Origin of the sequence: Haloarcula sp. JP-Z28, assembly GCF_011440255.1 — an archaeon.
GTDB classification, from domain to species: Archaea; Halobacteriota; Halobacteria; order Halobacteriales; family Haloarculaceae; genus Haloarcula; species Haloarcula marismortui.
In genome coordinates this window covers 1-25,021 of record NZ_JAAOHT010000012.1, presented here as the reverse complement: position 1 = coordinate 25,021, position 25,021 = coordinate 1, and the positions used below count along the sequence as shown (strand labels likewise).

Genomic DNA, 25,021 nt, shown 5'->3' with positions numbered 1-25,021 from the left:
AGACAACGAACGCACACGTTCAACGACCACAGTGGCGAAACGTTGCGGATGGCACACGGCTTCTCTCGGAGCCTCCTGGCCATCGAATCCGGTGACACACCCGGCGTCAGTCGACAACGAACAGCCGCTCCCGAAGGGTCTCGGCAACATCAGTGAGGTGGGCCTGTCCGAACGCCGCGACCAGAAGCGCCCCGAGCGAATTGAACATCGTATCCCGGACCGTGTCATCAAGGCCGTGTTGCGCCAGCGGCATCGTGACACCCGTTTCGGTGGCAACGATATCGAGTGCGAACTCGAACAGTTCCCAGATCACGCCAAAGGAGAGCACCACGACGAAGATGTACACGAAAAAGACGCGTCTGGGGATGTGAATCGCGTCGTTGTGGAGGTCGATGGTCCGGGCTGTCGTATATCCGAACGCGGCAATGAGTGAGGCTGACATCGCGTGGGTGAGGTGGTCCCACCAACCGATCTGCCCGTAGAGCCCGGCTGAACCGAGCGTATGGAGGAACACCGCGGTCGTGATCCAGAGGGCGAGCCACGGGTCAAGCGCGAGATTGTAGTTTCGCCGCATCACCGCGGGGAGGAACGTGACGAGCAGACCGATACCGCCGTTCGTGATCGGCTTTGGCTGACCGGCGACGATGCCGTAGCCGACCAGTCCAAGCAAGACGAGTTGCATCGCGCGGGTGGTCCGTCGCTGGTTCCGCATCGACGGTCGGGGCAGCCTCATCGCTGCACCATCCGTCGGATACCACGCCAGAGACGGCGGTCCCGCCGTCTGAAGTAGCCATCGAACAGCACACCCGCGGCGAGTCCGGCAAGGGTGACGTACAGCCACTCGGTCATCAGCGCCTCGTTGGTCGTGAGATACGACGTCCCGAGAAACCGGTCGGCGTTCCACCGGAAGACCGTCCAGACCGCCACCGCGGCAAGCGTCGTCAGGACGACGAACCCGATGGCGAACCAGTGCGTGAGCGCGAGATCGGTAAACATGTGAAGCTCAACGATGACGAGCAGGGCCAGTGCAGCAAGTGAGAGGTAGCTGGCGAAGGTTCCGACAGTGCCGCCGACGAGCCCGCGGGCTAAGATTGGGAGCAACGCGAGAACGAGTAACTCCCAGGGGAGCATCACGCGCCACTCGCGGAACGCCACCGGCGGGACGAGGACGACGAAGCCGACGACACTGACGAACAGTATCCACCGGTAATCAGCTTCCAAGACGCTTTCGACGAACACGGCCGTGAGAATCGCAACGAGCGCCCACGCGATGACCGCGTTGGTTCGCCCGTCACGAAAGAGCTTCTTGAACGTGTCCTCGAGGCCGATAGTCCCGGGACGACTGTCGGACCGGCCGGACCCATCGCTCATTGCAGTGAACTGTGGTACGACAGCGAATAAACCCAGCGACGTGTTTATACCGGCTACAGCCCCTTCTACAGGTATATGATGCTGCCGACGCACGCGATAGCGGGGCTCGCCATTGCGACACCGCTGCTCGTCCTTGCGCCAGACCACACCGCTGTAGCGCTCGCTGGCGGCCTCGTCGGTGGCGTTCTTCCCGACCTCGACCTGTACTCGGGCCATCGACGCACGCTGCATTACCCCAGCGGGTACACACTCGCGGTTGTCCCGGCTGCTGGGTTCGCCGCCATCCTCCAGACACCGCTGCTCATTGCGCTCACCTTCGTTCTGATGGGCGCTGCACTCCACTGCCGGATGGACCGGTACGGCGGCGGCCTCGAACTCCGTCCGTGGGAGGCCACATCCGAACGTGCCGTGTACGACCACGTTCGTGGGCGGTGGCGGCCGCCGAAGCGATGGATACAGTACGACGGTGCGCCCGCCGACGTGGGACTGATGGTACTTGCAGGTGCACCACTATTCGTCGTGCTTGACGGGCCGTTCCGGTGGGTCGTCGCCGCAGCCCTCCTCACTGGCGCGACCTACGGGCTCCTGCGTCGTCGACTGGCAGCCCTGGCCCCGGTCGTGTTCGGGAACGTTCCCGACTCGATTGCAGCCCACGTTCCGGACCGCTACCGGCAGTAACGCTTGGCTGCCGCGACGCTTTCGCTATTTCACTGCTGCTCTCGTCACTTCCGTCCCACCAGAGCGTTCTCAGCAACGCCGCGAAGCGTCAGCCACGTGTTGATACCCGCCCGCAGTGCAACGAGGTCAGACGCCGCAACAGTGAGTTCGACCCGCTGTCCGTCCCGACTGAGCCGCGCCGTCGTCCGGTCGCCCTCGATATCGTTGATTTCGGGACGGATGCTCTGCTCAATGGCGCGAGCCCGGTCGGCGCTGCTGTACTCGGCTGTCAGGCGGGTCTGATTTGGTGCAGTCATACTGTTCGGGATGGGGCGTCCTCGTATCGGTCACAGGGCTGCCCCAGAAAAGCCGTTCGCAACGTGGCGCAGCCGGCCGTCGACTATCAACCGCGTCACCGACAGTCTCAGTTGACGTTGATCTCTTTGACGTCGGGCGACCGCTCCTTCAGCAGGACGCGGTGTCCGCAGTACGGGCAGCGGACGCCGCCGTACTCGTCCAGCGTCACGTCGCGCTTACAGCGTGAACACTTGTAGCTCATAGCTGAGAGATAGGGATGAAAGTCCTTTACTCCTCGTCTTCGGACAGTGCGGCCCGAATGGAGCGTCGAACAGTCTTGCCGCCAGGCGTTTCCGGCTTGTAGCTGCCGCCGGTGAACTTGTAGTCACAGTAGCTGCACTGCCAGATGCCCGTGCCCTGACGGTCAACGCGGTCTTCGCCGCAGTTCGGACAGGCGTGGTCCTCGTTCATCTCCGATTCGATCTCCGCAACGCGGCGTCGGGACACGCGACCGTAGCGAGCGCCGAAACGGCCCGAGCTGCCGGTCTTTCCGCTCTTGCTAGCCATAGTGGTCTGTTGTCCGCCGAGCGGCCACATAAGGCCTTCGAGATTCGGTTCCCGGCGAACCCGCGGCGACATAACTCAAGGGGGAGGCGGGCAAACCGTCGCTTGATGGCAGCGTTCGACGGAGTTCGCAATCGCCTCCAGCGGGTCGCGCCGGCCACGAGCGGGCAGCTTACCGCCTCGGAGTTCTTGCTATCGGGCGCGGCGGCGGGTCTGTTTGGCTGGGGTGGCACGCAGGCGATTACGTGGTCGAGCCGCGCTAACGGCGCGCTGTTCGCCACGGCGCTGTGGGCTGTCTTAATCAGTGGCTTCGTCGGCCTGACAGTCCTCCACGCACCGGATTCGGTCCGCTTCTCGGACGCGATGTTCGCCTGGGGAACGGTCAATACTACTGCGACAGCGGTGACTATCGGTGGCCTCCTCGGTGTCATACCCGCACAAGCGGCGTTCTGGCACGCGTGGGTCGGCGCAACGGCGATCGGCTACTGCTGGACCGGTGGGGTCCTCGAAGGGGGTGGGCAGCCCGTGCGCGGACGTGGCTATCTGGGTTCGGGCGTCGTCGGCCTCTGTCTGCTGGCCGTCGGGGCGGTAGCGTTTCCGCTTGTCTCCCCAGTCGGTTATCTGGCGCTCGCCGCACTCCATGCGCTCCCGATGGCCCTCGACGTTCGAACGTCGTTACCGGCCGTTCACCGGACCGGTGTCGTCGGAGTCGCGGTGGCCGCCGTGCTTGTTGCCGGCCTTCTCATAGCGTGACTGCAGTACGCAAAGTCACTCCTGTAGCTCGGCTTCCCTGAGTGCCTCGTTCAGATCTGCCCGGACGTGTTCGCCGAGTTCGCGGTCGCCGGCCGTCGTGACGACGCGGTTCTCCTGCACGCTGGAGCCGTCGCGGATGAGCACCCGGACGTTACCGTTGGCGTCGGCGCGGGTGGCCTTCGCCCGGACGCCCGTCGGCGAGCTCGCGCCGCCGGCGTCGATGGGACCGGGGATGACCTTCTTGACGTGAGGGTGGCCGGCGACGGTCTGGATGACTCGCTGGCCCGACCGGCCGCCGATGAGCGTCGAGTGGCTCCCGCCCAGTTTCTCCGCCGGCGCGGCGTCGACAACTTCGAGTGCGGGCTCGCCCTGACGGTCGATGACCCGCTGGACGGGGTCGTCGCCCTCGACGCGGAAGAACTCGTAGTGCAGTTGGGGGCGAACGGCGGCGATAACGTCGCGGTCGCCGGTGACGTACACTTCCTCGGGCCGTTTTCGTCGTACCTCGTCCGCGACGAGGCCGGCGAAGTTCCGCAGTTCGACGACGACCGTTTCGTCGCTCCCTTCGCCTTCCGGCGTCGTCGTCACCGTCCGCTGGCCGACGACCGACCCGTCCAGCAGCGAGGTCACCGTCGCCCGCTCGCGGTCGAGTTCGAGGACGACGGCGTCCGTATTGGCAGTGTGACAGACCAGGCAGTAGTCACCCGGCCGGTCAAGCGGCGTGGCACACTGCCGACAGTCCATAGCTGTGGCTATGGGTCCGCGCGGATAAGGGAGACGGTTCACATCTTACGCAATAATAAACTCAGCGCTCGTCTTCGATGGTCGCGCCGGGCGGGTAGATGGCACAGATAGCAGCGTCGTAGCCGGCGTCGGAGAGGCCAGTCCCGAGCGCGAACACCGTCTCGCCGAGCATCGCCATCGCGGCGTCCCCGCCGGCTTCGGCCACGTCGTCGATGACGCCTTTCACCTCCGGCGTCAGGAGGTCAGCCTCGCGGGAGAACTGCCGGGAGGCCTTCATAAACGTCGAGAGCTTCGGCTCTTTGACGACGGTCGAGAGTGCACGTTCGCCGGCGGCAGTCAGCGTTTCCGTGTCGCCGCCGACCACGTCCGCTGTCGACAGCTCGCCGAGCGTGACGTACTCGATGCGGCTGCGGGCCGGGATGGCGTCGAGGTAGTTGAACTGCGGCCCGCCGGGTTCGAGGCGGAGCGGCACGCCGCCGCGAGCCTGCGCGACGACATCGCCAAGGCCCGAACCGGACTGGACTTCCGCGCCGTGGGCGATGGTCACGAGTTCGTTGTACGAGAGCCCGTGGCCGAAGACGGCGTTGGCCGCCAGCGCAGTGCCAAGCGCTAGTCCGCCGGAGACGCCGAAGCCGGACCCGAGCGGGAGCGGCGTTTCGGCGGTGACGGTCGCCGTGGTTCGCAGGGCGTCGAGTACCCGCTCGACGGCCTCCACCTCAATCGGCTCGCCGTTCAGCGTTACCTTGGTCTCAGCCCCGCGGCTGACGGTAACAGAAACGCCGTCAGACAGGGCCAGTCCGCCCCCGCGAGAACCGGTCTCAATCGGGTCATCGCCCCGGTCGACGGTAAAAAAGCCCGTGATGTGGCCGGGAACGAACGCGTGTGCTTCGTCGCTCATTGCCTCCCCGTGGGACCCGGTGGCGTTAAGGATTGGTGGTCGCCCGCTCCGGCCACGCTGGCTGGCGGACGTTCGCTCCACGCAGGGTTTCAGAAAACCGACAGGCGGTTCTCCGACCCGTAGTTTGATGTGTGTTTACGGCGGATGACTGTGCAAACATGCCGACGATAAGCGCGCGGCTCCCGAGCGAAGAGAAAGCGGAACTGGACGACGTCGCCGAGTTGCTCTCCGAGGACCGGTCGACAACGATTCGAAAGGCGCTCCGGGAGGGACTGGAGACGCTCCGACTTCGCGTCGCCGTCGAGCAGTACCAGTCTGGCGACGTGTCGGCGGCCGAAGCCGCACAGCTCGCGGACCTCTCCATCGCCGAGTGGCTCGACGTGGCCCGCGAGCGAAACCTGACGACACAGCTCGAACTCTCTGATCTGGAGCTCGATGCTGACACAGCCGCGGAGCTATGACCCGCATCTACGTCGGGCCGACGGCGCTGTACTCGCTGGGTCAGGTGGGGGAGCTGTCGCTGCTGGACGCGTTCGACGGCGATATCGTCATCCCGGAACCAGTCCTCGACGAGGTGCAGGTCGAACCGACCGCGACGAACCTGACCGAGTACCGCGAGAACGGCATCGACACTGGCGTCGACGAAGACCACATCGACCAGGCCAAGTCCCTGCTGGGCGATGCCGACCTTGGCGCTGCTGTGACGGTACTCGCTGGCGTGTTAGCCCACCGCGACAGCGACGACCGCTCAGCCGTGGCTGTCGTCTCCGAGGACCGCACCGTCCGTCGGATGGCGCAGGGGCTGGGGGCAGAAGTGACGAGCAGTTTCGGTGTCGTGGTCCGGGCCGCCATCGAGGACAAATACCTCAAGCCGACACAGGCAAAGCGGATCGTCAGGCGCATCGACCAGCATGGGATGCACCTGACAGGGGAGTTGCGCGAGCGGGCGGTTGGCGAGGTCGCGTGACATCCTCCGCGCCGTGAACGGCGCGGTTTCCTCTGTAGGAGTCTCGGCTATGCCGATTCCCCGGAAGCAATATTCCCGTCACGGTGGACGGTACTTGGGTCTGTGCGCTGTTCTTTGGGACTTTCATGAGAGCGTGGTAGCTCCGACCACTCGTGGTCGTCCCACTCGAACCGCACGGGCCGTGCCATCGGCCTAACTGCCTGCTCTATCTGCCGCTTCAGGAACGTCTCTGACGCCGTAAGGTCGGCGTGGCCCTCGAACCCGCACTGACAGGTGAGTGTGTCTTGGTGCCGTGTCGTTCGGCCCGTCGAACCACACTGCGGGCACTCTTGGCTGGTCCACGCCTCCGACCGGACTTCCACCGAGATACCGTATTCTTCGGCGGTACACGCCAGTCGTTCGGTGAACTGCTTGAACGCCCAGAAGTTGTGAGTCTTGGCGTTGGTTCCGACCGACCAGTGCGTTTCGAGTACGTCGGTCAGGCCACCGATATACACGGTATCGACACCTTCGGCGTACAGTCGTTCGAGCAGGTCACGACACAGTGCTTCTTGTGCGTGGTCGCGGCGACGAGTGCGTTTCCGGTACAGCCGCCGGATGCGCTCACTACTGTACCTGCCTTCTTCGAGTTTCGACTGTAACCGGGCGATTTCTCGTGTCGTTTCACGGAATCGCTGGAATAACTCACGGCCCTCGTACAGATATTGCTCGCCAGTTGTCGTGGTACAGGCAACGAGATTGTTCGCACCAATATCCAGAGCGGCCTTCTCGTCGGCCAGTGGAGTGTCCCGTGCATCATCAGAAACAGTCACGGGTTGCGAAGCCCTGAACGTGTTGTCAGTCTCGTCGTACCACAGTTCCAACCGGCTCTGGTCCTCGTAATCAGGCCAGTTCGGGTCGCCAACGATTTCGAGCCGAAGACGACTTTTCGGGCTGTTGTGCCTGTCACGGAGTTCTTTTCCGACGACCATTTCAAGCCGAGAACGGTCACCCCACTCGATGGTGTAGGCGTCCTTTCGGACAACGCCTTTGAGAACACGTCCGTCGTCTTCGTTGTCGAGGCGAATCTACGATTCGCCGACCATTGGAAATCTCTGATTTCCAAGACCACGGAAGCCCGGCGGTTCCGGGTGTTCCGTAACCGACGTGTTTGACTCGTCGTGATACGCCTTCTTGCTCTCGAAGAACCCGCGCCACGCTTCGCTGTTTGCTCGCCGGACAGTTTGAGCGGTGGATGCGCCGAGAACGGCTTTGTATTTGCCCTCAAGTCGGCCTGTATCGGCGTCCCACACGTCTTCGCCCTCGAAGCCGTCTTCGTCGTTGTAGCGCATGAGGCGTCCGTAATTTATCTCGTTCCAGAGAGCGGCACACGCGTCCAACAGGTCCCGTAGCACCTGCTTACCATCGTCTGAAAGCGGTCGCACGGCGAACGTGTTGGCACGCTTCATCCAAAGTATAATCAGTCTCAATGTCTAATAAGTCCACCGATGAGGCCAAACATCGACATTGACTGGGCAATCCACGGACGTATCAAAGACTACGCAGAGGCAAACGATTTGACTCTCTCGGAAGCCTATACAGAGGTGTTAGGAGCCGGACTCGACACGCTGGAGACTCAATAACAGCAGTAACACGGCAGTTTCTCACCAGAGCTTACGCGATTCACTCCCGCCCTGCTCAGTCCTCGGTTCCGACTGAGCGTCGGAACGCTCGTCTTTCGCAGGAAGGGCGGGATTCTCTCGCTGAATCAAGATAGCGCCGATTGAGAAGGCGCCGGAGTAACCCCATCTGTGCTGGGATAAGGAACTAATAAACATCGTCCGTACTCTCTGCCGTGTCAGAACAACCCGCGCCTCAGTTTCTCGTCGCCTCGGCTGCCGTCTGCGTTCTGGGCTGTCTCGTCGGAGCACTGCTCCCGATTGTCGTCGGGTCATCAGCCGCGTTTACCGGCAGCGTGACTTCAAGCGGGCTTCTCGGACTCGTCTTCACCGTGCGAAACCTCCAACTGCTCCGCGTGACCGGCGAGCCGAGTTTACCGCCGGCCGTCCTGACAACGATTTTCGGCGGCTGGTTCATGCTCGCCCCGTTGTTGTACACTGATGTCGGCTTTCTCGCGACCGCAGGAACACAGCTCGCCGGAACAGTCATCTCGACGTTCGGACTGTACGTCACGGTCGCCGGGCTGGCCGACGGGCCAGCGTAGACAGCCGCGGCAGCTATTCACCGACCGCAGCGGAGAGCTCTGTGGAAACAACGTCGACAGCGCTCTCAACGTCTGGATGTCTCCCTGTTCCGACATCCTTGCAGCCCTGTTTTCTGTCGATTCGGACCGCGCTATCGTCGAAGAGCTCAGGGCGAACAACAAGTTTGGCTGCAGCACAGACGCCGTCGTCGTCCGGAATCCGATACTCGACGATGCCGCCGTTGGCGTCGCTTCGCTGCCACGGTGCCGGCGGGTCCGGTAGCGCAGCGACCAACTCCTCCGGGTCAGCGGCTGTCTCCGGTGACGGGTGGGACATACTGTAGTAAGGGCTGTGAGACGCAAACGTGTTACGCCGAATGTCCCGTCATTCTACTATCGGTGCGTGGAGCTGACTCTCCCCGTCAATTTGGACGGTATACGCCGATTTCGGACATTCTGGGCCCTGAACGGGCCGGGGTGCCAGCACCCGCGTTCGGAGCTAGATGCATGGGTTTAACACTCCGGCTCCCAACTCTGGAGGTATGCAGGGTAATCTTCCGCCTGAAGCACAGGAGAAGCTCGAGGAACTGCAGGACCTTCAGCAGACAGCACAGCAGGTCGCCGCACAGAAACAGCAGGCCGAGACGGAGCTCCAGGAGTCCCAGACGGCGCTCGACGAGCTTGACGACATCGACGAGGACTCGACCATGTACCGCGAGGTCGGCGAACTCCTCGTGAAGACCGAGTTCGACGAGGCACAGGACGACCTCGAAGAGAAGGTCAACAGCCTCGAAGTCCGCGTTGAGACGCTCGAAAAGCAGGAAGAGCGCGTTCAGGAGCAGTTCGAAGAGCTCCAGAGCGAGCTCCAGCAGATGCTCGGCGGCGCAGGCGGCGCGGGTCCGGCCGGCGGCCCCGGCGCTGGCGGCGCATAAGGCGATGCCGACAGACGATGAGGTCGTCGAGACAGCCTCAGCCGCCGCCGAAGACGTTGTCTTCTCTCGGTACGACGTCGGCGCGGTCGAGGACCTCGACGTGACTGTCACCTTCGAAGACGGCGTACTGGACGTCGACGTGTACGTCAACGCGCCCGACAGTCGTCAGGACGAGGCACAGGTCGCGGACGACGCTGCCCTTGCCGCACGGGCCGCCGTCGACGACCTGTTCGAAGAATAGGCACCCGCAACCAAGCGGGCAGTCATTCGGTGTTCTACCGACACCGCGAACGGTCAGTCGTGGCTATCGGCGGCTGGGTCCCCGGTCCGGTCGCTTGCAAACCCGGTTCGGAACGCGATCCAGCCAAGCACTGAGACGAACAGTATCGGCGGGAGAATCATGAACCCCCACAGCGGGTCCAGTCCCCAGCCAAGTAGCAGGGCCAGATCAAACAGCCCGATAGCGAGAAACGGCGAGACGAACAGGAGAGCCCGCTTCCGGTTCATCTCACCCGACGATTCCGACGCCGACGAGTCCTCGTCACCCGCAAGCAGGTCTGCCGTCGTGCGGTCACGGGTTCCGTCGCCAGCGTGGACGCTGGACTCGGCGGTGTCATCCATACCCATCACTCAGAGTTCAGCAAGCAAAAAAACCGCGCTTGATTACTCGGCAGGTGAAGAGCCGTCAGGTCAGGGGGATTACTCGTCGCTGTCGTCGTCAGTGGCCTGTTCCTCATCCGAATCCGTCTCGTCAGTGGACTGCTCATCGTCTCCAGCCGCGTCCTCAGTCGACTCCGCAGCAGCGTCGTCCGCGCCACCGCTCTCAGACGGCGATTCGGTTTCGTTCTCGGCCGCGTCGCTCTCGTCACCGGGGGTCAGGTCGCTGATCTGTGCGCCCAGATCACCCGTGAGTTCGCCGGCCTGCTTCTGTCCGATGAGCGTGTGAATCTCGCTGACGAAATCAGGGACCTGTTCGGGGAGGTCCGACGGCGGGCCACGCTGGTCGCCTGCCTGGCCGGCGTCAGCAGGTGGGCCGCGACGGTCAGACGCCGAGGCGGCGCCGTCCGACGTGTTCTCGTCAGCGCTCGCTGTTTCGTTCGCTGCCTGTTCAGTGTCGTTCGCTGCTTGCTCAGCAGCGTTGTCTGCCTGTGCGTTGTCCGCGTGGTCATCAGCCTGTGCGCCTGCTGCGCCGGGAAGTGCCGCCGCCGAGCCCGTGATGACGAGCACGGCAAGCAGGCCGCCGGCAATCGTAGTGAGTTTCATTGTGGTCGTTGCCTCCGCTTGGCTCTCTGGTCGGATGGCATATGAAGGGGGCAAGCCGAAAAGGCGAATTAAGTCGAATTTGCCCGATTTGAGTGTTCTATCGTCTGTTTTAATTCGATTTACTCCCGCTTCAAAGCCCACTCACCACGTCATCGCGCCGAGATCGGACCGCTGGGTGAAATGGTTGGCGTGCGCGTCGCGGGGCCGGCCCGGCCGACGAAGACATAGTTGGAGTCGGTCAGATGATAGCGCACGGGACAGGCCCCTGAAACCGCCGCCGGGGTAGCTTTTCATACCAGCGAGCCCAACACTGGTTCATGGAACACGATGCCACGGTCGAAGGGGTCGGCGTCGGTGTCAGCGAGGAAGGGAGCGGCACGCCGGTCGTTCTACTCCGTGCACGTGAGGAGATCGTCCCAATCTTTGTCAGCACGGACCAGGCCCAGTCGATGCAACTGGCTATCGACGGCGAACCCTTCGAGCGCCCGCTCACTCACGACCTGTTGGTCGAGATGGTGACGGAGTTCGGGGGAGCTATCGACCGGGTCCGTATCGACGACCTCGCCGACGGGACCTTCTACGGGAAGATCGACGCGGAACAGTACACCGACGACCGGCGCAAGGACATGGTGTTTGACGCTCGCCCCTCGGATGCCATCGCGATTGCCCTCCGGGTAGACTGTCCGGTCGTCGTGACAGACGATGTTATCGACGAGGCCGGGCGATCGCCGGAACAGTTCGACCAGAGCGGGAGTGGCAGTGAGGATCTCGGGCTGTGAGGACGCGAAACCTTTCTGCGTCTGTCCGCCCTGAAAGTACGTGATGGGGTACGAATCGGTCATCTTCGACAACGACGGCGTGTTGCTGACGCTGACGGACATGGATGCACACTACGTCGGCGCGCGCCAGGCATTCGAGGAACTGGGCGTGGTCTCGCCGTCGACAGCCCACGTCGAGGCGATGAGCATCGGTGTGACAGTGCCCGAGCTCACCGACATCTGTACGCAGTACGATATCGACCCCGAGCGGTTCTTCCGGGCTCGTGACGAGGCCCTGACCGCGGTCCAGCGGGCGCTTATCCGGGCCGGAGAGAAACAGCCATACGCCGATGTATCTGTGCTCGACCGGCTAGACTGCCCGCTGGGTGTGGTTTCCTCGAATCAGCGCGACACCGTCGCTTTCGCCTTTGAGCACTTCGATATCGGCCACTACTTCGACACCGTCTGGGCACGCGAGCCGACAGTCGAGAGCCTCCGCCGGAAGAAACCGCGGCCGTACTACATCGAGCGGGCGATGGACGACCTCAACGTCAGTAATGCCCTGTTCGTCGGCGACAACGAATCCGACATCGAGGCAGCACATCGGGCCGGGATCGACTCGGCGTTTATTCGTCGCCCACATCGGGTCGACACGCAACTCGACGTGACACCGGACCACGATGTGTCTGGCCTCGAAGACGTGGTTCACCTCGCCAGTCGACGCAGCGGGAGCGACTGAGACGTATCCGGACCTAACGGACACGCACTCTTCGTGTTCTGGTACGTATACTGAAAGCAACCTTTCCCATGGCAAGTGCCGTGAAACGGTATGGAGAAGCCGGTCGGTGGAACGGAGGAGAACGAACAAGCGGCACGCGACACACCGGCACAGCAGTCCCCTCCTGTGCTGTTGGAGACGCTCGCCGCGCGAATGCCCGAGCCAGTAGTCGTTTCTGCCGCTGACGGGGAGATACGGACCGGGAACGACCACCTCTGTGACCTCCTCGACTCAGACCCATCGGACGTGTTTGGAAGCCAGATAGGGACGTTCTTCCCAGGTCTGGATGACGTTGACCTTAGAGCCCACTGTAGTCAGTCACCGGGAACACCGCTAACGTCGTCGTGCTCTGCTGGTGGCACGGAGCGGTGGGTCGAAATCGCCTTCGAGCCCCAGCAGTGGGACGGCGAAGAATTGTATCTGGGAATCGTCCACGATATCACCGAGCGCCACGAGCGGACGGAGATGCTCGAACAGTACGAACGGATCGTCGAGACCATTGAGGACGGCATCTACACACTTGACGAGGCGTTCACGATGCAGACGGTCAACAGTGCCGTCGAGTCGATGACCGGCTATGATAAGGACACGCTGGTCGGGTCGAACGCGACGCTGCTGGCAGATGAATCCGTCATCGAGGAGGCCGCAGAGATGTCGCGACAGTTCATCGAGGGCGAGCGCGATGTGGGCACGCTGACGACGGACCTCAGAACCGCTGACGGGGACACGCTGCCGATCGAAACCAAATTCACGACGTACGACCGCAAGGACGGGAGCTACCGGCAGGTCGGCGTCGTTCGAGATATCTCTGACCGGAAGCGGTTCGAGGAGACACTCGCGGCACTGCACGAGTCAACCAGAAAACTGCTACATACGGAAACCAAGACGGCCGTGGCCGAGCAGATACTCGACACGGCCGTCGACGTGCTGGAGCTCCCCGACGTGGCGATATACCTGTTCGACCGAAGCGACAACACCCTTCGCAGCGTCGGCGATACTGAGGCAGACAGAGCCGCGTCGATCGGCCCGGGCGAGAGTACAGCGTGGGATGTGTTCGTGCAGGACAGCGCTGTCGAAGTTCCCCCCGGCGAGAGCATCGACCTCGGGGCGGGGCCGGTCACGGCGGACGCGAAGCGGCTCTGCCTCCCGCTCGAAGACCACGGCGTGTTCTACATCGAACTGGGCCAGCAACACAGCGACGCCAGAACACGCGAGATGGTAGATCTGCTCGCCGCCAGCGCAGAGGCCGCGCTCGCACGTGTGGACCGCGAGACGACGCTCCGTGAACGCGAGGCCGAGCGCCGCGAACAGAACCGGGAGCTGCGACGGCTCAAGCAAGTCAATGCCATCATCCGCCGGATTGATCAGGTGCTCGTCGAAGCGGAGACCACCGAGGAGATAGAGCAGGCGGTGTGTGACCAGTTGGCCGAGTCACAGTGGTTCTCCTTCGCCTGGCTCGGCCGACAGGATGCAACGGAACTCGTCCCCAGAGCGTGGGCGGGCGACACCGCCAGCTATCTGGACGCCATCTCGCTGTCGCTGGAGCGCGAGGGCGGGCCACCGGCCGTCCAGACTGCACAGTCCGAAGCGATGACTATCGTCCCATCAGTGGCGGATAACCTTCGAGGAGACCACTGGCGGACGGAGGCACTTTCCCGAGAATTCCAGTCAGCACTCAGCATTCCGCTCGAATACGACGATTTCGTCTACGGTGTCTTGACGGTGTACGCCCAGCAGGAAGACGGGTTCGACGAGATGCTTCAGGAGGTGTTTGCCGAACTCGGCGAGACCATCGCGAATGCGATACAGGAGGTTGAGTCCCGACAGCGGCGGGCCGGCGACGGGACCGTCGAGCTCGAACTATCGCTGTCGGCCCCACAGTCTTTCTTGACCCACCTCTCAGACCAGGTCGGTGCCCCGGTCATCTGTGAAGGGGCCGTACAGCGCAGCGACGGTGCGACCCGTCTCTTCCTCGCTATCTCGGACTGTGACCCCGCTGTCGTTGAGGAGCAGATAGTCTCGATGGCTCGTGTCGACACTGCGCGGTCGATCTCGACCGACCAGTTGGACGGGTTTTACGAGGTCGTCGTGACTGGTCAGACCGTTGCAGAGACGATACTGGAGCAGGGCGGGCGGTTGAAATCGATCCGAACGTCAACGGATGGACTCACTGTGACAGTTGTCGTCTCGGGTGAGACTGATGTCCGGCAGTTCGTCGAGCAGCTCGGCGAGCGCTACGCGAACGTCACACTGATCGCGCGCCGTGACGGCGCACAGTCCGACGGTCAACGAGACGAGACGGTCCGGTCGGCACTGGAGGAGCAACTCACCGACAGACAGTTCGAAGTCCTTCAGACGGCGTATCTGAGTGGCTTTTTCGACTGGCCCCGGGAGACGACTGGTCAGGAAATCGCGGCCAGTTTAGACGTGTCACAGCCGACGGTCAATCGGCACCTCCGCGTCAGCGAGCGAAAGTTGCTCGAACTCGTGTTCGGCGATAGCTGATAGCGGCGCTATACTACTAGTGACCAGTCCGGCGGGCGGTATCTGTATAGCCACAATCACCTTTTGAACCACTGATCAAGAGACAAACAGCGACGAATCATGTCCCAGGCAAAACTGGTCTACAGACCGACACCCAATGAACCGCTGAGCGAAACCATCGTCCACGCCGTAGCCGACACCCTGGGTATCGACCCTGTCGACCTCGATGACCGAATCAGTGACTGTATCGACCCTGATGCGCTGGACCGGCTGTTCCGTCCCGAGACGGACGGCACCCCGAGTCCTGACGGGCTGGTCGTGTTCAGTATGGCTGGCTGTCGTATCGAAGTCGAAGGGAACCGTTCGGTGCTGGTGACACCGTCCCGCGGCGGCTCGGTGGCAACTGAATTCGAGGCATAACTCGCGCGACTGTTCTGCTGGCGCTGTGTGACCTTATTTAGAGGGATATTGCCGCCAGCAAACATATTATTGTCACCTTATTTTTACATATCACCCACAGATAGCTGCTATATTTCAGTAAGTAGATATTTCTTTTGTGGTAGCAATTGAAAAACTGGTACGTAACTCGGAGTAAAGCTGACCAACTACTTTGTTAATAATATACTACTAGCAGCATACACGTCAGTACCACTATAAGCGCAACTTTGCCTCTCAAATGTATGGACCGTGGACACCAACTGATCGGAACCGACTCGCAGTCGGGCAAGAGCGCCAAGGCAGTGACCGTTCAATCTGAAGAAGTAGAAGCACCCAAACACCAGTTAATTGGACATTATTCTACCGCCTGTGTCGATATTCAGGGTGCAACTATCGGGAGGCAGTCACAATGAGTGTTGAGTCACCGGCGGTTGATGCACAGGACCTTCTTGAAGAGGTTCGGACAACCAGTCTCCCGGACCAGGTTGCAGAACTGGCAGACGAGTACGAACGGATCTGTGGCGAGCGTGATCGGTTCCTCTGGCAGTGGATCTACTCGCTGTTCCCTGAGTTTACGCTCTCCTCTGTCCACCCGGATCACGCCGACCACGTCCGGACACAGAAGACGATACTCACGATGTACGTCACGATTCTGGACGACATCGTCGAGAACGACGGGGACCGAGACACCTTCGAAGAGGCCCGACGCCTCGTTCAGGACCCGTCAGCCGTGGACCCGAGTCGTGCAGCGGTAAGCGAGGAATATTTCTCCTTTATCGAGCGTGTATGGCGGGAGTTTGAGGGGGGCCTGACTGACGCACCGCGTGTTGAGGAGTTCTACGACGTGTTCACCTACGATATGCGACAGACGCTAAACGCGATGGATTACAGCGCCGTCGTCAACGAGAACCCACGGATTGCGAACCTCAGCGGGGCCGAAACCTATGGGGCACATAACATGGTAATGTTCCCCTACGCGGCCGTTGACCTGATGTACTCGCCGGAATTCGATCTCGCGGACTACGGCACGGTCCGGGACCTCATCTGGGACCTGCAGGAGATGGCCCGAATCGGCAACTGGCTCACGACCTGGGAGCGAGAGGTCAAGGAAGGAGACTACACTGCGGGAATCGTCGTGTTGGCCCTTCAAGAAGGGTTCGTTACACCTGAAGAACTCGAAAACCCTGACCGGAAAGCCGAACTCATCGACAAAATCAAAACCGAGCAGCTCGAGGCACGGTTCCGGGACCGGTGGGCCGACATCTATCAGTCCGTGCGTGACCGCGAGTTCGATACGGATAGTGTCGACCTTGACGCGCTGGTGCAGGGCATGGAAACAGTGTTCCAGTACCACGAAGCCAGCCGCGGACACAAGTAACAAAACGACGTTCCGTGGTCCGCGGACAGGTGCGAACTGATTCTACGTATTTAAAACAGAACTGTCGTACCGTCAGTCGTCGGCGACGAGCGGTTCCTCGTCGTCGGCGACAAGGCGGTCCATCGCATCGACCATTGCGCGCACAGACGCCCGCGTGATGTCTGAGTCGCTGGCGGAGACAACGACGTGGTCATCGCCGCGTGACATCTCGATTTCGACCGTAACGAGCGCGTCCGTCCCGCCGGTGATGGCGTCCACGTGGTAGTCTTCGAGTGTCGCATCGGCGGTGTGGGACAGTGCTACCTCGGCAGCGTTCATCGCTGCATCGACCGGTCCGGAGCCGACCGCTGCCTCCTTGCGTTCCTCGCCGTCGACCGAGAGTCGGACGCTCGCTGTCGGCGTGTCGGAGCCGGAAACGGCGGTCAGGCCGAGTAGTTCGACCCGGCGGTCGCGCGCGTCGCCGGTCACCTCGTCGGCGATGGTCAGCAGGTCGGCGTCGGTGACGCGCTTGCCGCGGTCGCCGATCTCCTTGACGCGACTGACGATCTCCGAGAGCTGGTCATCGGTGACCTCGACATCATGCTCGTCGAGTGCCGCCTCGACACCGGCTCGGCCCGCGTGTTTACCGAGCGCGAGTCGGCGTTCGCGGCCCACCTTCTCCGGCGGGTACGGCTCATACATCGAGTCGTCTTTGAGCGTCCCGTCGGTGTGGATGCCGGACTCGTGCGTGAAGGCGTTCTCCCCGACAACCGCCTTGTTGGGAGCCAGCGGAATGCCGGTCCGGTTGGCGATGAGCTGAGCGAGGTCGTACACCTCGGTGAGGGCCATCGATTCGACGCCGTAGCCATGGTCGAGCGCAATGGCGACCTCTTCAAGGGCGACATTGCCGGCGCGCTCGCCAATGCCGTTTATCGTCCCGTGGACGAGGTCCGCACCCGCTGCGATGGAGACCAGAGCGTTCGTCACTGCGAGCCCCAGATCATCGTGGGTGTGTGTGCTCACCGGACCCAGGTCCGAGAGCCGGGAGACGCATTCGAGCGCGCGGTCCGGCGTCGCGTGGCCGACGGTGTCGGCCCAGCAGATGCGGTCTGCGCCGGCCTCGACGGCGGCTCCGAGTAATTCTTCGAGGTAGTCCAGATCGGCTCGGGAGCCGTCCTCGCCGATGACCTCGACCCAGAGCCCGTGGTCGACGGCGTACTCCACCAGTTCGACGGTGTTGTCGACGTTTTCGCTCTTGGAGGTCCCGACCTTCTGCTCTACGTGCTTGTCACTGGCCGGGACGACGAGGTTGATGCCGTCGACACCACAGTCAAGCGCGAGGTCGATATCGTTCTGGATACCACGACAGAAGCTGGTGACAGTGCTGTCGAGGTCAAGCCCCGCGACGCGGGAAATCGTCTCGCGCTCGCCGGGGCCGGTACAGGCGCTCCCGGCTTCGATGACGTCGATACGCGCCGCATCGAGCGAGCGGGCGATATCAGCCTTGTCGTCCGGCGTCAGCGACACGCCAGGGGCTTGCTCGCCATCACGCAGCGTCGTGTCGAAAAACTGTACCTCACCGACATCTGAGAGCGCACGCATCGCTGGGTGCCCCTCGAACAATGTGTTCTGACTCACAGAAGATGCTCCATCACGCGCCACGAATTTCGCGGCCAGCCGCCTCGCGGCGACTTCCTCTATCCTCCGTCGGGTGTTCCGACATAGTGGTGTCTACTCTAACCTTCACGGTCTAAAAGGTGACGGAACTGACTACCACGCCACACGCCTGTCGCGTTCAGGATTCCAGACGGACCGTGTCACCTTCGGAAACGTCCGACGCCGCGCCACCGGGTAGTTCGATGACAGTGTCTGCGGTCGCGTAGCCAATTGAGCGCCAGGGTTGCAGGGTGTCGACAGCCTGGACCTCCTCGTCAACGAGCCAGAGCACATCAAGCGGAAACCGGACGAACAGCATGTGGATGAACTGTCGGCTCGCGTGGTCGAAGGGAAAGACGAGCGCGTAGTCGTCGGGAATTGATGACCGGAACATCAGCCCCCGTCCCTGTTCGAGTATCGACTCGGCGTACTCCACCTCCGTTGCGAGGGGGTGTGCCGCGCCGTCGGGGTCGTGAACGAGCCGCATACCACCGCCGAAGTCGTAGGCAGGCAAAAAGTCTTCTGTCGGAACGGTGGATTTGAGGGGGCACGGACACTCATTACCTCGCATGGAAAAGGCTCCCGGGGGGACATCCGTCGGCGTTGACGACCCGTACGACCACGTAAAGCGGTGTGACTTCGTCACCAGCGAGGGGAAGTGTCGCTGGGCGCGCGAACACGGCCGTCACGACCCCGAATTCGCCAATGCCCGGAGTGCTGATGACTTTCGCTGTCCGGCAGCAATTGCGCCAGATGACGCGGACACGGAGCCGGAATGGGACTGGGCCGACTGCCCGCATTTCCGCTCCCGAAACCACGACCGGGAGTGTGTTCGTTGCGGACTTGAAGAGCGACGGATGGCCCACTCTGCGGACCGACCGCTGCTGGAGGAACACCATCTCTCGTACCGCGACGGCGGCGACGAGCTATCTCACGAAATAACGGTATTTCTCTGCCGGTGGTGTCACGCGAAGATTCATCAGTCGTGGGCGCGAATCAACGATGACGCGAACCCGGACCCCGAAGCCATCGCACAGCGTGAACAGCGCCGTTCTAAGGAGCAATCCGAACTGGGCTTCGAATCGGCGGCCGACCGCTATGACGACTCGGAGTGATTCTAAATATCTTATTTGATAATTACTGCCGCACAGATAAGTAGTCACGTAGTAACCAGTTACTAAAGTGACCTCTCCAGCGCTCACGAAACAGTCGCTGGGGACGGGATATGTCGTCGCAACGGGCGTCGTGATTTCCGGCGCATTACTCGCCCACGGCATGTCTATCGTCCGGCCGTCCCCGGTAGACGTGGTCATCCTCGGCGTGGGGCTGACACCGGCGCTAGCCCTGGTAGCAGCGAACTACTGGCTACCGGTGAGTGGACTGTCTGGCGACCAGATATGGACTGCCGCGGAGTGGTGCGGGCTGGGTGTCGCGCTGTTTACCGTTATCAAAATCGTCGTATTGCTCGCCCCGGTACCGCAGTCCTCGATGATCCCGTCGATACTTGCAAGCGGGGTCGCAGTCGGCGGGTTCGGCGGGATTTTGTTCGGGTGGCTGCTGGAACTCCGGCGGTCTCGACGCCGCCTCGCCCAGAGCAACGAAGTGTTGTTTCGAGTCCTCAGGCATGACCTGCGGAACGACCTCAATGTTGCACTCGGACACCTCGGTGAATTGCAGCGGGAGACGGCAGAGCGCGGCAGGCCCGAGTCACGCGCACATGTCGAGCAGTTGAGCGGAACTATCGATGGCATCATCGCTACCACAGAGAAGGCGAGACAGATAGAGTTCGCGTTCGATGCGGACCGCCGTGCGCAGGAGCCGATTGACCTCGTGCCATGCGTCAGAGAACAGGCAAAAAAGATCACGCAGTCGACTCCGGAGGCAACTGTTGAACTCGACCTCCCTGAACAGTCGCGGGTGTACGCCGACTGGATGCTCGACACCGTGCTCCGGAACGTTATCGAGAACGCAGTCGTCCACTGCGAAGAGACCCCGACACTGTATATCTCAGTCGAAGAACACGGTCGAACCGTATTCGTCCACATCGGGGATAACTGTCCGTCGATTCCACAGCACGAACGGGATGTCCTCAATAGCGGCGTGGAGACGCAACTGTGCCACTCAAAAGGAGTCGGACTGTGGCTGACGACGTGGATCGTCGAGAGTTACGGCGGGGCAGTGCACCTCACAACCTCGGACGACGGCAACACCGTGACGCTGGAACTGTGTGGCCCGACAGTTCTCGACGAGATCCGCCAAACACTTCGAGAGTGGCCCTGAAGCCAGTCGCAAAGGGAACCGTCGACCGCATCAGGAGATATATACGCCTTCGCAGCCTTCGCGTCAGTAATGACCCGAATCGACGTTATCGACAATCACGGACAGTTCACACATCTGGAGCAGCGCGCGCTCCGTGACATGGGTGTCGATGTCTCGCTCAGGGACAACACGACTCCGCCAGAGGAGATCGACGCCGACGGCATTGTTCTCTCCGGCGGCCCCGACATGGACGATATCGGAAACTGCCCCGAGTATCTCGATCTCGACGTGCCCGTGCTCGGGATCTGTCTGGGGATGCAACTCATCGCTGACGAACTCGGCGGTCGGGTCGGCGGCGGCGAGTACGGCGGCTACGCGGACGTGACGGTGGACATCCTCGATGATGACGACCCGCTGCTCGGCTCGCTGTATCCCGAAACGCGTGTGTGGGCCAGCCACGCTGACGAAGTGAAGGAAGTCCCGCCCGGATTCGAGCGGACCGCGACCTCCGATGTCTGTGGCGTCGAGGCGATGAGCAACACAGACGAAGCGATATACGGCGTCCAGTGGCATCCAGAGGTCGCTCACACCGAAGAGGGCGAGGAAGTGTTCGAGAACTTCCTGTCGGTCTGTGACCAGCAGTCTGTCGCTCGCCAGTAATCGCTGCAGCGTGATGTAACTGGTTTTATATTCACGCGTAGGATGTGATACATAAATGACGGCGACACAGGGAAATCTCGCTAGTCTTTCGCGGTTTATTTTCAGGGCTCCGACCTGGTATACGAGCCTGGCCTTTGCACTGGTCATCGCGGCGATGACTGGTATCGTTGCGTTCGATTCGCGGTTCATCCTCGACGACGCCTGGCAGGGCGTGTTTCTCATCGGCCTGCCGACCTCAATCGCCAGTGCCGTGACGCCGTGGGTCGACCGGCAGCTGGGCGGACAATTAACCCCGAACCGGGCCACCCTGCTTGCGGTCATCTGTGAGCTCATCACGATTGCAATGCTGACCATCGCCGGCGTTATCGCCGTCTTTACTGTCCGCCTCGGCCAGAACTTCGTCTTCGACGTATTGCTGGTCGCGCTGGCATCGATATTCGCCTTCCGGCTGCTGATACTGATGGCCGTCTCGCGGCACTCGCTGCTGAAAGCGACGATTCCGGCGAGCGTCCAGACAGTCACTGCCGCCGTGTTGCTGGCGATATACAGCGGCGCAACCGCGTTCATCCTCGAAGACCCGATGCTCCGGGAGTACCTCTCCCGCCCGGAAGAGGTCCCCCCGCAGGTACAGGGGTTCATCCCGGAGGATTTCATCATTCTCGCGGTTATCTGTGTCATCTATGCGCTGGCAGTCTGGCTATTCCTCGTCGTTATCGACCAACCGTGGCGCTCCTCGCTGGGTGTTTCCGCACTCGATTTCCTCCGGGGCTTCATTGGCCACATTGCCGAGGGCACGCGCGAACTGGAGGAGTTCTTCGAGGAGATCGGCGAAGAAGCCGTCGTCCCAGTCACCTTGCTGTCGGTCCGCCGGCCGGACGGCGAGGAGAAAGCCCGGTTCGTCCTGCCGATGATTCACCCTGGTCCGATGGGTGAAATCGGTGGTGGCAACCTCCCCAGGCGCGTCGCCGAGTCGGCTGACGGCCTTGCTTTCCCGCCACACGCGACCGCCGGCCACGACTTCAACCTCGTCACCGAACGGGAAGTCGACAAGATCCTGTCGACGGCCGAGACTGCGTACCAGAACATCGAATACGACAGCCAAGCGACGGCAGGACACCGGGTCACCGAGGGAGAGGCCACGCTGACGGGACAGGCGTTTGGCTCCGACGCGCTCGTCGTGAACACGTACGCGCCGGGCTGTGCCGACGACGTGGAGTACGCCGTGGGACTCTCTGCGATGTCGGAAGCGCGGGCCGACGGGCTCGACGACGTGCTTCTAGTCGACGCACACAACTGCAACGACGGGCTCGAAGGCGACGACCTCGGCCACGTCGTTCCCGGCAGTCAGCGGTCCTTCGATATGCTTCACGGCGCTGGACAGCTTGGAAGCCTGCTCACGGACGCCGAAACTGGCCAACTCCGCTGTGGCGTCGCCTGGGATGAAACCCCCTGGGAGCCCGAGGAGGGTATCGGCCCGCTCGGAATCCGGGTCTGTGTCTTCGAGGTCAACGACCAGCGGGCGGCGTACGTACTCATCGACGGCAACAACATGGAGCCGGGCCTCCGCCAGCGCATCATCGACGCCGCTGAAGGCGTGGATACGATGGAGGTGATGACCAGCGACACCCACATCGTCAACACAGTCGAAGCCGAGAATCAGGTCGGACAGGTTATCTCTGAGAAGGAGATCGTTGCGCTCATTGGGGACCTCGTCGACAGGGCCATCGCCGATCTTGAACCCGTCGAGGCCGGGATGGCGAGCGAACAGGCGACGGTAACGGTGTTCGGAAACGACCGGACCGAGACGCTGGCCTCGACTGCCAACGCGATGGTGTCGATGGGCGGTGCGCTGGCCGCAGCGTTTATTCTCATCGTCATGACGGTCAGCGTGCTGATTTTCCTGCTGACCTGACGGGCGGTCGACCGGATATGCTCCGTCAGAGATACAGCGCTGTCGCTCAGCGAACTGTTCCGTCAGAAAGCGCCGAGGAGGAGATTTGAACTCCTGAGTCCGTGAGGACAGTTGCTCTCGAAGCAACCGCCTTGGCCAGGCTAGGCTACCTCGGCTCATCAATCAGTACCGCCGTTTGCTCTTTAGGGGTTTCGATTTCGGACTCGACACCCCTTTATCGGACCCGTAACATGACAGGCTATGGACGCTACCGAGGCAAGCGAGGTGTCGAGTCAGATCCTCGATGAGATCGGGAGTGCCGTCATCGCTGACCGCGGCTTCTTCGAGACGGTGCTGCTGGGGGTCGTCGCGAAGGGCCACGTCCTGCTTGAGGACGTTCCCGGCACAGGGAAGACGCTGACCGCCCGCAGCGTCGCGACCGCGCTGGGACTGTCCTTCTCCCGCATCCAGTTCACGCCGGACCTCCTGCCGGCCGATATCACGGGGACACACATCTTCAACGAGGAGTCCCGGAGCTTCGAATTCACCGAAGGACCGGTGTTCGCCAACGTCCTGTTGGCCGACGAGATCAACCGCGCACCGCCAAAGACCCAGTCCGCGCTGCTCGAAGCGATGGAAGAAGGACAGGTCACCGTCGACGGGGACACGTACGAGCTGCCGGAACCGTTCTTTGTCATCGCCACGCAGAACCCCGTCGATATGGAGGGGACCTTCGAACTCCCCGAAGCACAGGTCGACCGGTTTCTGGCCAAGACATCACTCGGCTATCCTGACGGCGAGGGCGAGGTCGAACTCCTCCGGCGGCGTGCCGGTCGAACGACACAGAGTCCGACCGTGGAACCGGTGCTTGACGCGGAGTCAGTCAAAGAACTCCGGAGCGTTCCGGAGACAGTTACGGTCGACGACGACCTGCTGCAGTACATGGCTGACCTCGTCCGGGCGACCAGAGATGACTACCGCGTAGATGTGGGGGTCTCACCGCGCGGGACCCAGCGATTGTTCGAGGCAACGCGGGCGATGGCAACAATCGCCGGCCGGGAGTACGTTGCACCGGACGACATCAAGCGGGTCGCACAGCCGGTGCTGGCCCATAGGCTCGTGTTAACGCCCGATGCCCGCGTCGAGCAAGTCGACAAGGGAACCGTCATCCAGAGCGTGCTCGACGAGGTCCCCGTCCCGACCGTCTAACCCCACGTCCAGTGGGCATCAAGCGCGTAGCGATACACACCTGTGATGACGATGGCCCCGGCATTCCCGACCAACGGCACGACGCCGCCCCAGGTGACAAAGGCGTAGAGAAGGCCTAATTGAAGTGGGATAGCTGTCCCGCGGACGAGGTTCGTCTTCCCTAGCCCGAGTACGTACTCCCGCAGGCTCGAATGCTGCGACCGGTGGAACGTCCAGGCGTTGTTCAGAGCGTACTGTAGCAGGATCGTACATTCGATGGCGATAGCGGCTGCGAAAATGTAATTCAGGCCACCGATATCAGTAAACAGCCATAGGAGCGCCTGCTGGACCGATGCAGCAAACACACCGACGAGGAAAAACCGGACGAGTTGCTGTCGCCGGGCCGGTGTGACGACAGCGGACGCCATACAGCCTTACTGATAACCGAGTGCCTTTAATCGTGCTGTTATCTCGTCGGATGCCTCGGTGTTTCCAGCCCCCGTCCCGTCGCTGTCGAGTGTGGCGAGGTGGTCGGCGACGGCATCCGACAGGCGGTCGAGGACGGTTGCAGGCGGGTCGGCATCCGTCGAGCCCGAACACAGATCGACCTGTTCCTCGGGGTCGTTCGTCCGGTCGTACAGTTCCTGGTGGCCCGATTCTGTGAATTCGATGTACGTGTAGCGCTCGTCGCGTGCGCTGAGGAGGAGTTCCCCATCCGCACGGTTCCGCGGAATCGGCTGACTGGTCACGCTCTCGCCCCGGACCGCTGCGGAGACGATGGGACCGCGGTCCTCGATGGCCTCGCCGTGGACCGCTGGAGCGACAGACGCCCCGTCCCACTCCGCCGCCGGCGTAAGCGACAGCAGGTCGCACACTGTCGGCGCAATTGTGTCGAGGCCGACCGGCGTCTCGACCGACTGGTGC

Annotated in this window: 30 protein-coding genes, 1 tRNA gene and 2 pseudogenes; 17 read left to right on the top strand and 16 right to left on the bottom strand. The window is 62.1% G+C overall.

What is annotated here, in order from left to right; all coding sequences use genetic code 11:
* Nucleotides 1-106: 106 nt before the first annotated feature.
* Together G9463_RS07200 and G9463_RS07195 are read right to left on the bottom strand one after the other, a co-directional pair.
* Nucleotides 107-712: a hypothetical protein gene (locus tag G9463_RS07200; RefSeq protein WP_007187684.1), complete on the bottom strand. Its 606-nt coding sequence runs from the start codon at nucleotides 710-712 to the stop codon at nucleotides 107-109.
* A 17-nt stretch (nucleotides 713-729) separates the two neighbouring features.
* Entirely contained in the window at nucleotides 730-1,371 is a 642-nt protein-coding gene (locus tag G9463_RS07195) for a hypothetical protein (RefSeq protein ID WP_007187685.1), read from the bottom strand.
* Between the two features lie 75 nt (nucleotides 1,372-1,446).
* Here G9463_RS07195 and G9463_RS07190 point away from each other — a divergent pair, with 75 nt between their 5' ends.
* Nucleotides 1,447-2,049 carry a metal-dependent hydrolase gene (locus G9463_RS07190; protein WP_165896345.1) on the top strand — a complete coding sequence of 201 codons (603 nt, stop codon included), beginning with the start codon at nucleotides 1,447-1,449 and terminating at the stop codon, nucleotides 2,047-2,049.
* Between the two features lie 44 nt (nucleotides 2,050-2,093).
* Here the strand turns inward: G9463_RS07190 and G9463_RS07185 are convergent, their stop codons facing one another.
* The 3 genes from G9463_RS07185 to G9463_RS07175 all read right to left on the bottom strand — a co-directional run bounded on the left by G9463_RS07185 (nucleotide 2,094) and on the right by G9463_RS07175 (nucleotide 2,922).
* Nucleotides 2,094-2,345, bottom strand: a complete 252-nt coding sequence (locus G9463_RS07185) for a KEOPS complex subunit Pcc1 (RefSeq protein ID WP_165896344.1) — start codon at nucleotides 2,343-2,345, stop codon at nucleotides 2,094-2,096.
* A 107-nt stretch (nucleotides 2,346-2,452) separates the two neighbouring features.
* Nucleotides 2,453-2,587, bottom strand: coding sequence for a DNA-directed RNA polymerase subunit P (locus G9463_RS07180; protein ID WP_004517024.1), 135 nt, complete (start codon nucleotides 2,585-2,587; stop codon nucleotides 2,453-2,455).
* Between the two features lie 26 nt (nucleotides 2,588-2,613).
* Nucleotides 2,614-2,922: a 50S ribosomal protein L37ae gene (locus tag G9463_RS07175; protein WP_004591489.1), complete on the bottom strand. Its 309-nt coding sequence runs from the start codon at nucleotides 2,920-2,922 to the stop codon at nucleotides 2,614-2,616.
* A 75-nt stretch (nucleotides 2,923-2,997) separates the two neighbouring features.
* Here G9463_RS07175 and G9463_RS07170 point away from each other — a divergent pair, with 75 nt between their 5' ends.
* A complete protein-coding gene (locus G9463_RS07170) occupies nucleotides 2,998-3,642 on the top strand; it encodes a hypothetical protein (protein ID WP_165896343.1) in 645 nt (214 codons plus the stop codon).
* 15 nt (nucleotides 3,643-3,657) lie between these two features.
* On the opposite strand, the gene G9463_RS07165 is transcribed toward G9463_RS07170, so the two are convergent.
* Entirely contained in the window at nucleotides 3,658-4,386 is a 729-nt protein-coding gene (locus tag G9463_RS07165) for a DUF2103 domain-containing protein (RefSeq protein ID WP_011223779.1), read from the bottom strand.
* A 61-nt stretch (nucleotides 4,387-4,447) separates the two neighbouring features.
* On the bottom strand, nucleotides 4,448-5,284 hold the full coding sequence (locus tag G9463_RS07160; protein ID WP_165896342.1) for a pantoate kinase: 837 nt from the start codon (nucleotides 5,282-5,284) through the stop codon (nucleotides 4,448-4,450).
* 158 nt (nucleotides 5,285-5,442) lie between these two features.
* Here G9463_RS07160 and G9463_RS07155 point away from each other — a divergent pair, with 158 nt between their 5' ends.
* Both G9463_RS07155 and G9463_RS07150 read left to right on the top strand, forming a co-directional pair.
* The gene (locus G9463_RS07155) at nucleotides 5,443-5,745 is read left to right on the top strand and encodes a UPF0175 family protein (RefSeq protein ID WP_004957605.1); all 303 of its coding nucleotides are present in this window, start codon (nucleotides 5,443-5,445) and stop codon (nucleotides 5,743-5,745) included.
* Nucleotides 5,742-6,251: a hypothetical protein gene (locus G9463_RS07150; RefSeq protein ID WP_007187690.1), complete on the top strand. Its 510-nt coding sequence runs from the start codon at nucleotides 5,742-5,744 to the stop codon at nucleotides 6,249-6,251. The genes G9463_RS07155 and G9463_RS07150 overlap by 4 nt, the downstream gene beginning before the upstream one ends.
* A 47-nt stretch (nucleotides 6,252-6,298) precedes the next feature.
* Here G9463_RS07150 and G9463_RS07145 read toward each other — a convergent pair.
* Nucleotides 6,299-7,699 (bottom strand): annotated as a pseudogene (locus G9463_RS07145) (RNA-guided endonuclease InsQ/TnpB family protein).
* A 386-nt stretch (nucleotides 7,700-8,085) separates the two neighbouring features.
* Here G9463_RS07145 and G9463_RS07140 point away from each other — a divergent pair.
* A complete protein-coding gene (locus G9463_RS07140; protein WP_007187691.1) occupies nucleotides 8,086-8,454 on the top strand; it encodes a hypothetical protein in 369 nt (122 codons plus the stop codon).
* A 13-nt stretch (nucleotides 8,455-8,467) separates the two neighbouring features.
* Here the strand turns inward: G9463_RS07140 and G9463_RS07135 are convergent, their stop codons facing one another.
* The gene (locus tag G9463_RS07135) at nucleotides 8,468-8,770 is read right to left on the bottom strand and encodes a hypothetical protein (protein WP_004957619.1); all 303 of its coding nucleotides are present in this window, start codon (nucleotides 8,768-8,770) and stop codon (nucleotides 8,468-8,470) included.
* Nucleotides 8,771-8,975: 205 nt separating this feature from the next.
* On the opposite strand from G9463_RS07135, the gene G9463_RS07130 reads away from it, so the two are divergent.
* Together G9463_RS07130 and G9463_RS07125 are read left to right on the top strand one after the other, a co-directional pair.
* Nucleotides 8,976-9,365: a prefoldin subunit beta gene (locus G9463_RS07130; RefSeq protein ID WP_004591484.1), complete on the top strand. Its 390-nt coding sequence runs from the start codon at nucleotides 8,976-8,978 to the stop codon at nucleotides 9,363-9,365.
* 4 nt (nucleotides 9,366-9,369) lie between these two features.
* Nucleotides 9,370-9,606, top strand: coding sequence for a hypothetical protein (locus G9463_RS07125; RefSeq protein ID WP_004957622.1), 237 nt, complete (start codon nucleotides 9,370-9,372; stop codon nucleotides 9,604-9,606).
* A 53-nt stretch (nucleotides 9,607-9,659) separates the two neighbouring features.
* On the opposite strand, the gene G9463_RS07120 is transcribed toward G9463_RS07125, so the two are convergent.
* Complete coding sequence (locus G9463_RS07120; RefSeq protein ID WP_049944509.1) at nucleotides 9,660-9,986, bottom strand: hypothetical protein; 327 nt, start codon at nucleotides 9,984-9,986, stop codon at nucleotides 9,660-9,662.
* Nucleotides 9,987-10,064: 78 nt separating this feature from the next.
* On the bottom strand, nucleotides 10,065-10,628 hold the full coding sequence (locus tag G9463_RS07115) for a hypothetical protein (RefSeq protein WP_165896341.1): 564 nt from the start codon (nucleotides 10,626-10,628) through the stop codon (nucleotides 10,065-10,067).
* 317 nt (nucleotides 10,629-10,945) lie between these two features.
* Between G9463_RS07115 and G9463_RS07110 the strand changes: the two genes are divergently transcribed.
* From G9463_RS07110 to G9463_RS07090, 5 genes are all read left to right on the top strand, one after another.
* A complete protein-coding gene (locus G9463_RS07110; protein WP_007187694.1) occupies nucleotides 10,946-11,407 on the top strand; it encodes a bifunctional nuclease family protein in 462 nt (153 codons plus the stop codon).
* Between the two features lie 43 nt (nucleotides 11,408-11,450).
* Nucleotides 11,451-12,125, top strand: coding sequence for an HAD family hydrolase (locus G9463_RS07105; RefSeq protein ID WP_007187695.1), 675 nt, complete (start codon nucleotides 11,451-11,453; stop codon nucleotides 12,123-12,125).
* Between the two features lie 90 nt (nucleotides 12,126-12,215).
* Nucleotides 12,216-14,669, top strand: a complete 2,454-nt coding sequence (locus G9463_RS07100) for a PAS domain S-box protein (protein WP_165896340.1) — start codon at nucleotides 12,216-12,218, stop codon at nucleotides 14,667-14,669.
* A 99-nt stretch (nucleotides 14,670-14,768) separates the two neighbouring features.
* Complete coding sequence (locus G9463_RS07095) at nucleotides 14,769-15,068, top strand: HalOD1 output domain-containing protein (protein ID WP_165896339.1); 300 nt, start codon at nucleotides 14,769-14,771, stop codon at nucleotides 15,066-15,068.
* 427 nt (nucleotides 15,069-15,495) lie between these two features.
* Entirely contained in the window at nucleotides 15,496-16,464 is a 969-nt protein-coding gene (locus tag G9463_RS07090) for a hypothetical protein (protein WP_011223789.1), read from the top strand.
* A gap of 72 nt (nucleotides 16,465-16,536) precedes the next feature.
* Here G9463_RS07090 and G9463_RS07085 read toward each other — a convergent pair whose 3' ends face one another.
* Both G9463_RS07085 and G9463_RS07080 read right to left on the bottom strand, forming a co-directional pair.
* Entirely contained in the window at nucleotides 16,537-18,045 is a 1,509-nt protein-coding gene (locus tag G9463_RS07085) for a (R)-citramalate synthase (protein WP_165896364.1), read from the bottom strand.
* 193 nt (nucleotides 18,046-18,238) lie between these two features.
* The gene (locus G9463_RS07080) at nucleotides 18,239-18,586 is read right to left on the bottom strand and encodes a DUF192 domain-containing protein (RefSeq protein ID WP_007187698.1); all 348 of its coding nucleotides are present in this window, start codon (nucleotides 18,584-18,586) and stop codon (nucleotides 18,239-18,241) included.
* An 82-nt stretch (nucleotides 18,587-18,668) separates the two neighbouring features.
* On the opposite strand from G9463_RS07080, the gene G9463_RS07075 reads away from it, so the two are divergent.
* The 4 genes from G9463_RS07075 to G9463_RS07060 all read left to right on the top strand — a co-directional run bounded on the left by G9463_RS07075 (nucleotide 18,669) and on the right by G9463_RS07060 (nucleotide 22,930).
* Nucleotides 18,669-19,214 carry a hypothetical protein gene (locus G9463_RS07075; protein WP_004957648.1) on the top strand — a complete coding sequence of 182 codons (546 nt, stop codon included), beginning with the start codon at nucleotides 18,669-18,671 and terminating at the stop codon, nucleotides 19,212-19,214.
* 67 nt (nucleotides 19,215-19,281) lie between these two features.
* Nucleotides 19,282-20,379, top strand: coding sequence for an ATP-binding protein (locus G9463_RS07070; protein WP_049938910.1), 1,098 nt, complete (start codon nucleotides 19,282-19,284; stop codon nucleotides 20,377-20,379).
* A gap of 69 nt (nucleotides 20,380-20,448) precedes the next feature.
* Nucleotides 20,449-21,018, top strand: coding sequence for a GMP synthase subunit A (locus G9463_RS07065; protein ID WP_004957654.1), 570 nt, complete (start codon nucleotides 20,449-20,451; stop codon nucleotides 21,016-21,018).
* A 55-nt stretch (nucleotides 21,019-21,073) separates the two neighbouring features.
* On the top strand, nucleotides 21,074-22,930 hold the full coding sequence (locus G9463_RS07060) for a DUF2070 family protein (protein WP_165896338.1): 1,857 nt from the start codon (nucleotides 21,074-21,076) through the stop codon (nucleotides 22,928-22,930).
* A gap of 70 nt (nucleotides 22,931-23,000) precedes the next feature.
* Here G9463_RS07060 and G9463_RS07055 read toward each other — a convergent pair.
* A tRNA-Ser gene (locus G9463_RS07055) sits at nucleotides 23,001-23,085 on the bottom strand.
* Nucleotides 23,086-23,170: 85 nt separating this feature from the next.
* Between G9463_RS07055 and G9463_RS07050 the strand changes: the two genes are divergently transcribed.
* The gene (locus G9463_RS07050; protein WP_004957659.1) at nucleotides 23,171-24,118 is read left to right on the top strand and encodes a MoxR family ATPase; all 948 of its coding nucleotides are present in this window, start codon (nucleotides 23,171-23,173) and stop codon (nucleotides 24,116-24,118) included.
* Here the strand turns inward: G9463_RS07050 and G9463_RS07045 are convergent.
* Together G9463_RS07045 and G9463_RS07040 are read right to left on the bottom strand one after the other, a co-directional pair.
* Nucleotides 24,115-24,525, bottom strand: a complete 411-nt coding sequence (locus G9463_RS07045) for a GtrA family protein (protein WP_007187702.1) — start codon at nucleotides 24,523-24,525, stop codon at nucleotides 24,115-24,117. The two genes, G9463_RS07050 and G9463_RS07045, sit on opposite strands and share 4 nt — an antisense overlap.
* 6 nt (nucleotides 24,526-24,531) lie before the next feature.
* Nucleotides 24,532-25,021: pseudogene (locus tag G9463_RS07040) on the bottom strand (sulfatase); the annotation flags it as partial.

Coding starts and splice junctions, on each gene's coding strand:
- G9463_RS07200 (WP_007187684.1), bottom strand. CDS start 712: ATGCGGAACCAGCGACGGACCACCCGCGCGATGCAACTCGTCTTGCTT.
- G9463_RS07195 (WP_007187685.1), bottom strand. CDS start 1,371: ATGAGCGATGGGTCCGGCCGGTCCGACAGTCGTCCCGGGACTATCGGC.
- G9463_RS07190 (WP_165896345.1), top strand. CDS start 1,447: ATGATGCTGCCGACGCACGCGATAGCGGGGCTCGCCATTGCGACACCG.
- G9463_RS07185 (WP_165896344.1), bottom strand. CDS start 2,345: ATGACTGCACCAAATCAGACCCGCCTGACAGCCGAGTACAGCAGCGCC.
- G9463_RS07180 (WP_004517024.1), bottom strand. CDS start 2,587: ATGAGCTACAAGTGTTCACGCTGTAAGCGCGACGTGACGCTGGACGAG.
- G9463_RS07175 (WP_004591489.1), bottom strand. CDS start 2,922: ATGTGGCCGCTCGGCGGACAACAGACCACTATGGCTAGCAAGAGCGGA.
- G9463_RS07170 (WP_165896343.1), top strand. CDS start 2,998: ATGGCAGCGTTCGACGGAGTTCGCAATCGCCTCCAGCGGGTCGCGCCG.
- G9463_RS07165 (WP_011223779.1), bottom strand. CDS start 4,386: ATGGACTGTCGGCAGTGTGCCACGCCGCTTGACCGGCCGGGTGACTAC.
- G9463_RS07160 (WP_165896342.1), bottom strand. CDS start 5,284: ATGAGCGACGAAGCACACGCGTTCGTTCCCGGCCACATCACGGGCTTT.
- G9463_RS07155 (WP_004957605.1), top strand. CDS start 5,443: ATGCCGACGATAAGCGCGCGGCTCCCGAGCGAAGAGAAAGCGGAACTG.
- G9463_RS07150 (WP_007187690.1), top strand. CDS start 5,742: ATGACCCGCATCTACGTCGGGCCGACGGCGCTGTACTCGCTGGGTCAG.
- G9463_RS07135 (WP_004957619.1), bottom strand. CDS start 8,770: ATGTCCCACCCGTCACCGGAGACAGCCGCTGACCCGGAGGAGTTGGTC.
- G9463_RS07130 (WP_004591484.1), top strand. CDS start 8,976: ATGCAGGGTAATCTTCCGCCTGAAGCACAGGAGAAGCTCGAGGAACTG.
- G9463_RS07125 (WP_004957622.1), top strand. CDS start 9,370: ATGCCGACAGACGATGAGGTCGTCGAGACAGCCTCAGCCGCCGCCGAA.
- G9463_RS07120 (WP_049944509.1), bottom strand. CDS start 9,986: ATGGATGACACCGCCGAGTCCAGCGTCCACGCTGGCGACGGAACCCGT.
- G9463_RS07115 (WP_165896341.1), bottom strand. CDS start 10,628: ATGAAACTCACTACGATTGCCGGCGGCCTGCTTGCCGTGCTCGTCATC.
- G9463_RS07110 (WP_007187694.1), top strand. CDS start 10,946: ATGGAACACGATGCCACGGTCGAAGGGGTCGGCGTCGGTGTCAGCGAG.
- G9463_RS07105 (WP_007187695.1), top strand. CDS start 11,451: ATGGGGTACGAATCGGTCATCTTCGACAACGACGGCGTGTTGCTGACG.
- G9463_RS07100 (WP_165896340.1), top strand. CDS start 12,216: ATGGAGAAGCCGGTCGGTGGAACGGAGGAGAACGAACAAGCGGCACGC.
- G9463_RS07095 (WP_165896339.1), top strand. CDS start 14,769: ATGTCCCAGGCAAAACTGGTCTACAGACCGACACCCAATGAACCGCTG.
- G9463_RS07090 (WP_011223789.1), top strand. CDS start 15,496: ATGAGTGTTGAGTCACCGGCGGTTGATGCACAGGACCTTCTTGAAGAG.
- G9463_RS07085 (WP_165896364.1), bottom strand. CDS start 18,045: ATGCGTGCGCTCTCAGATGTCGGTGAGGTACAGTTTTTCGACACGACG.
- G9463_RS07080 (WP_007187698.1), bottom strand. CDS start 18,586: ATGCGGCTCGTTCACGACCCCGACGGCGCGGCACACCCCCTCGCAACG.
- G9463_RS07075 (WP_004957648.1), top strand. CDS start 18,669: ATGGAAAAGGCTCCCGGGGGGACATCCGTCGGCGTTGACGACCCGTAC.
- G9463_RS07065 (WP_004957654.1), top strand. CDS start 20,449: ATGACCCGAATCGACGTTATCGACAATCACGGACAGTTCACACATCTG.
- G9463_RS07060 (WP_165896338.1), top strand. CDS start 21,074: ATGACGGCGACACAGGGAAATCTCGCTAGTCTTTCGCGGTTTATTTTC.
- G9463_RS07050 (WP_004957659.1), top strand. CDS start 23,171: ATGGACGCTACCGAGGCAAGCGAGGTGTCGAGTCAGATCCTCGATGAG.
- G9463_RS07045 (WP_007187702.1), bottom strand. CDS start 24,525: ATGGCGTCCGCTGTCGTCACACCGGCCCGGCGACAGCAACTCGTCCGG.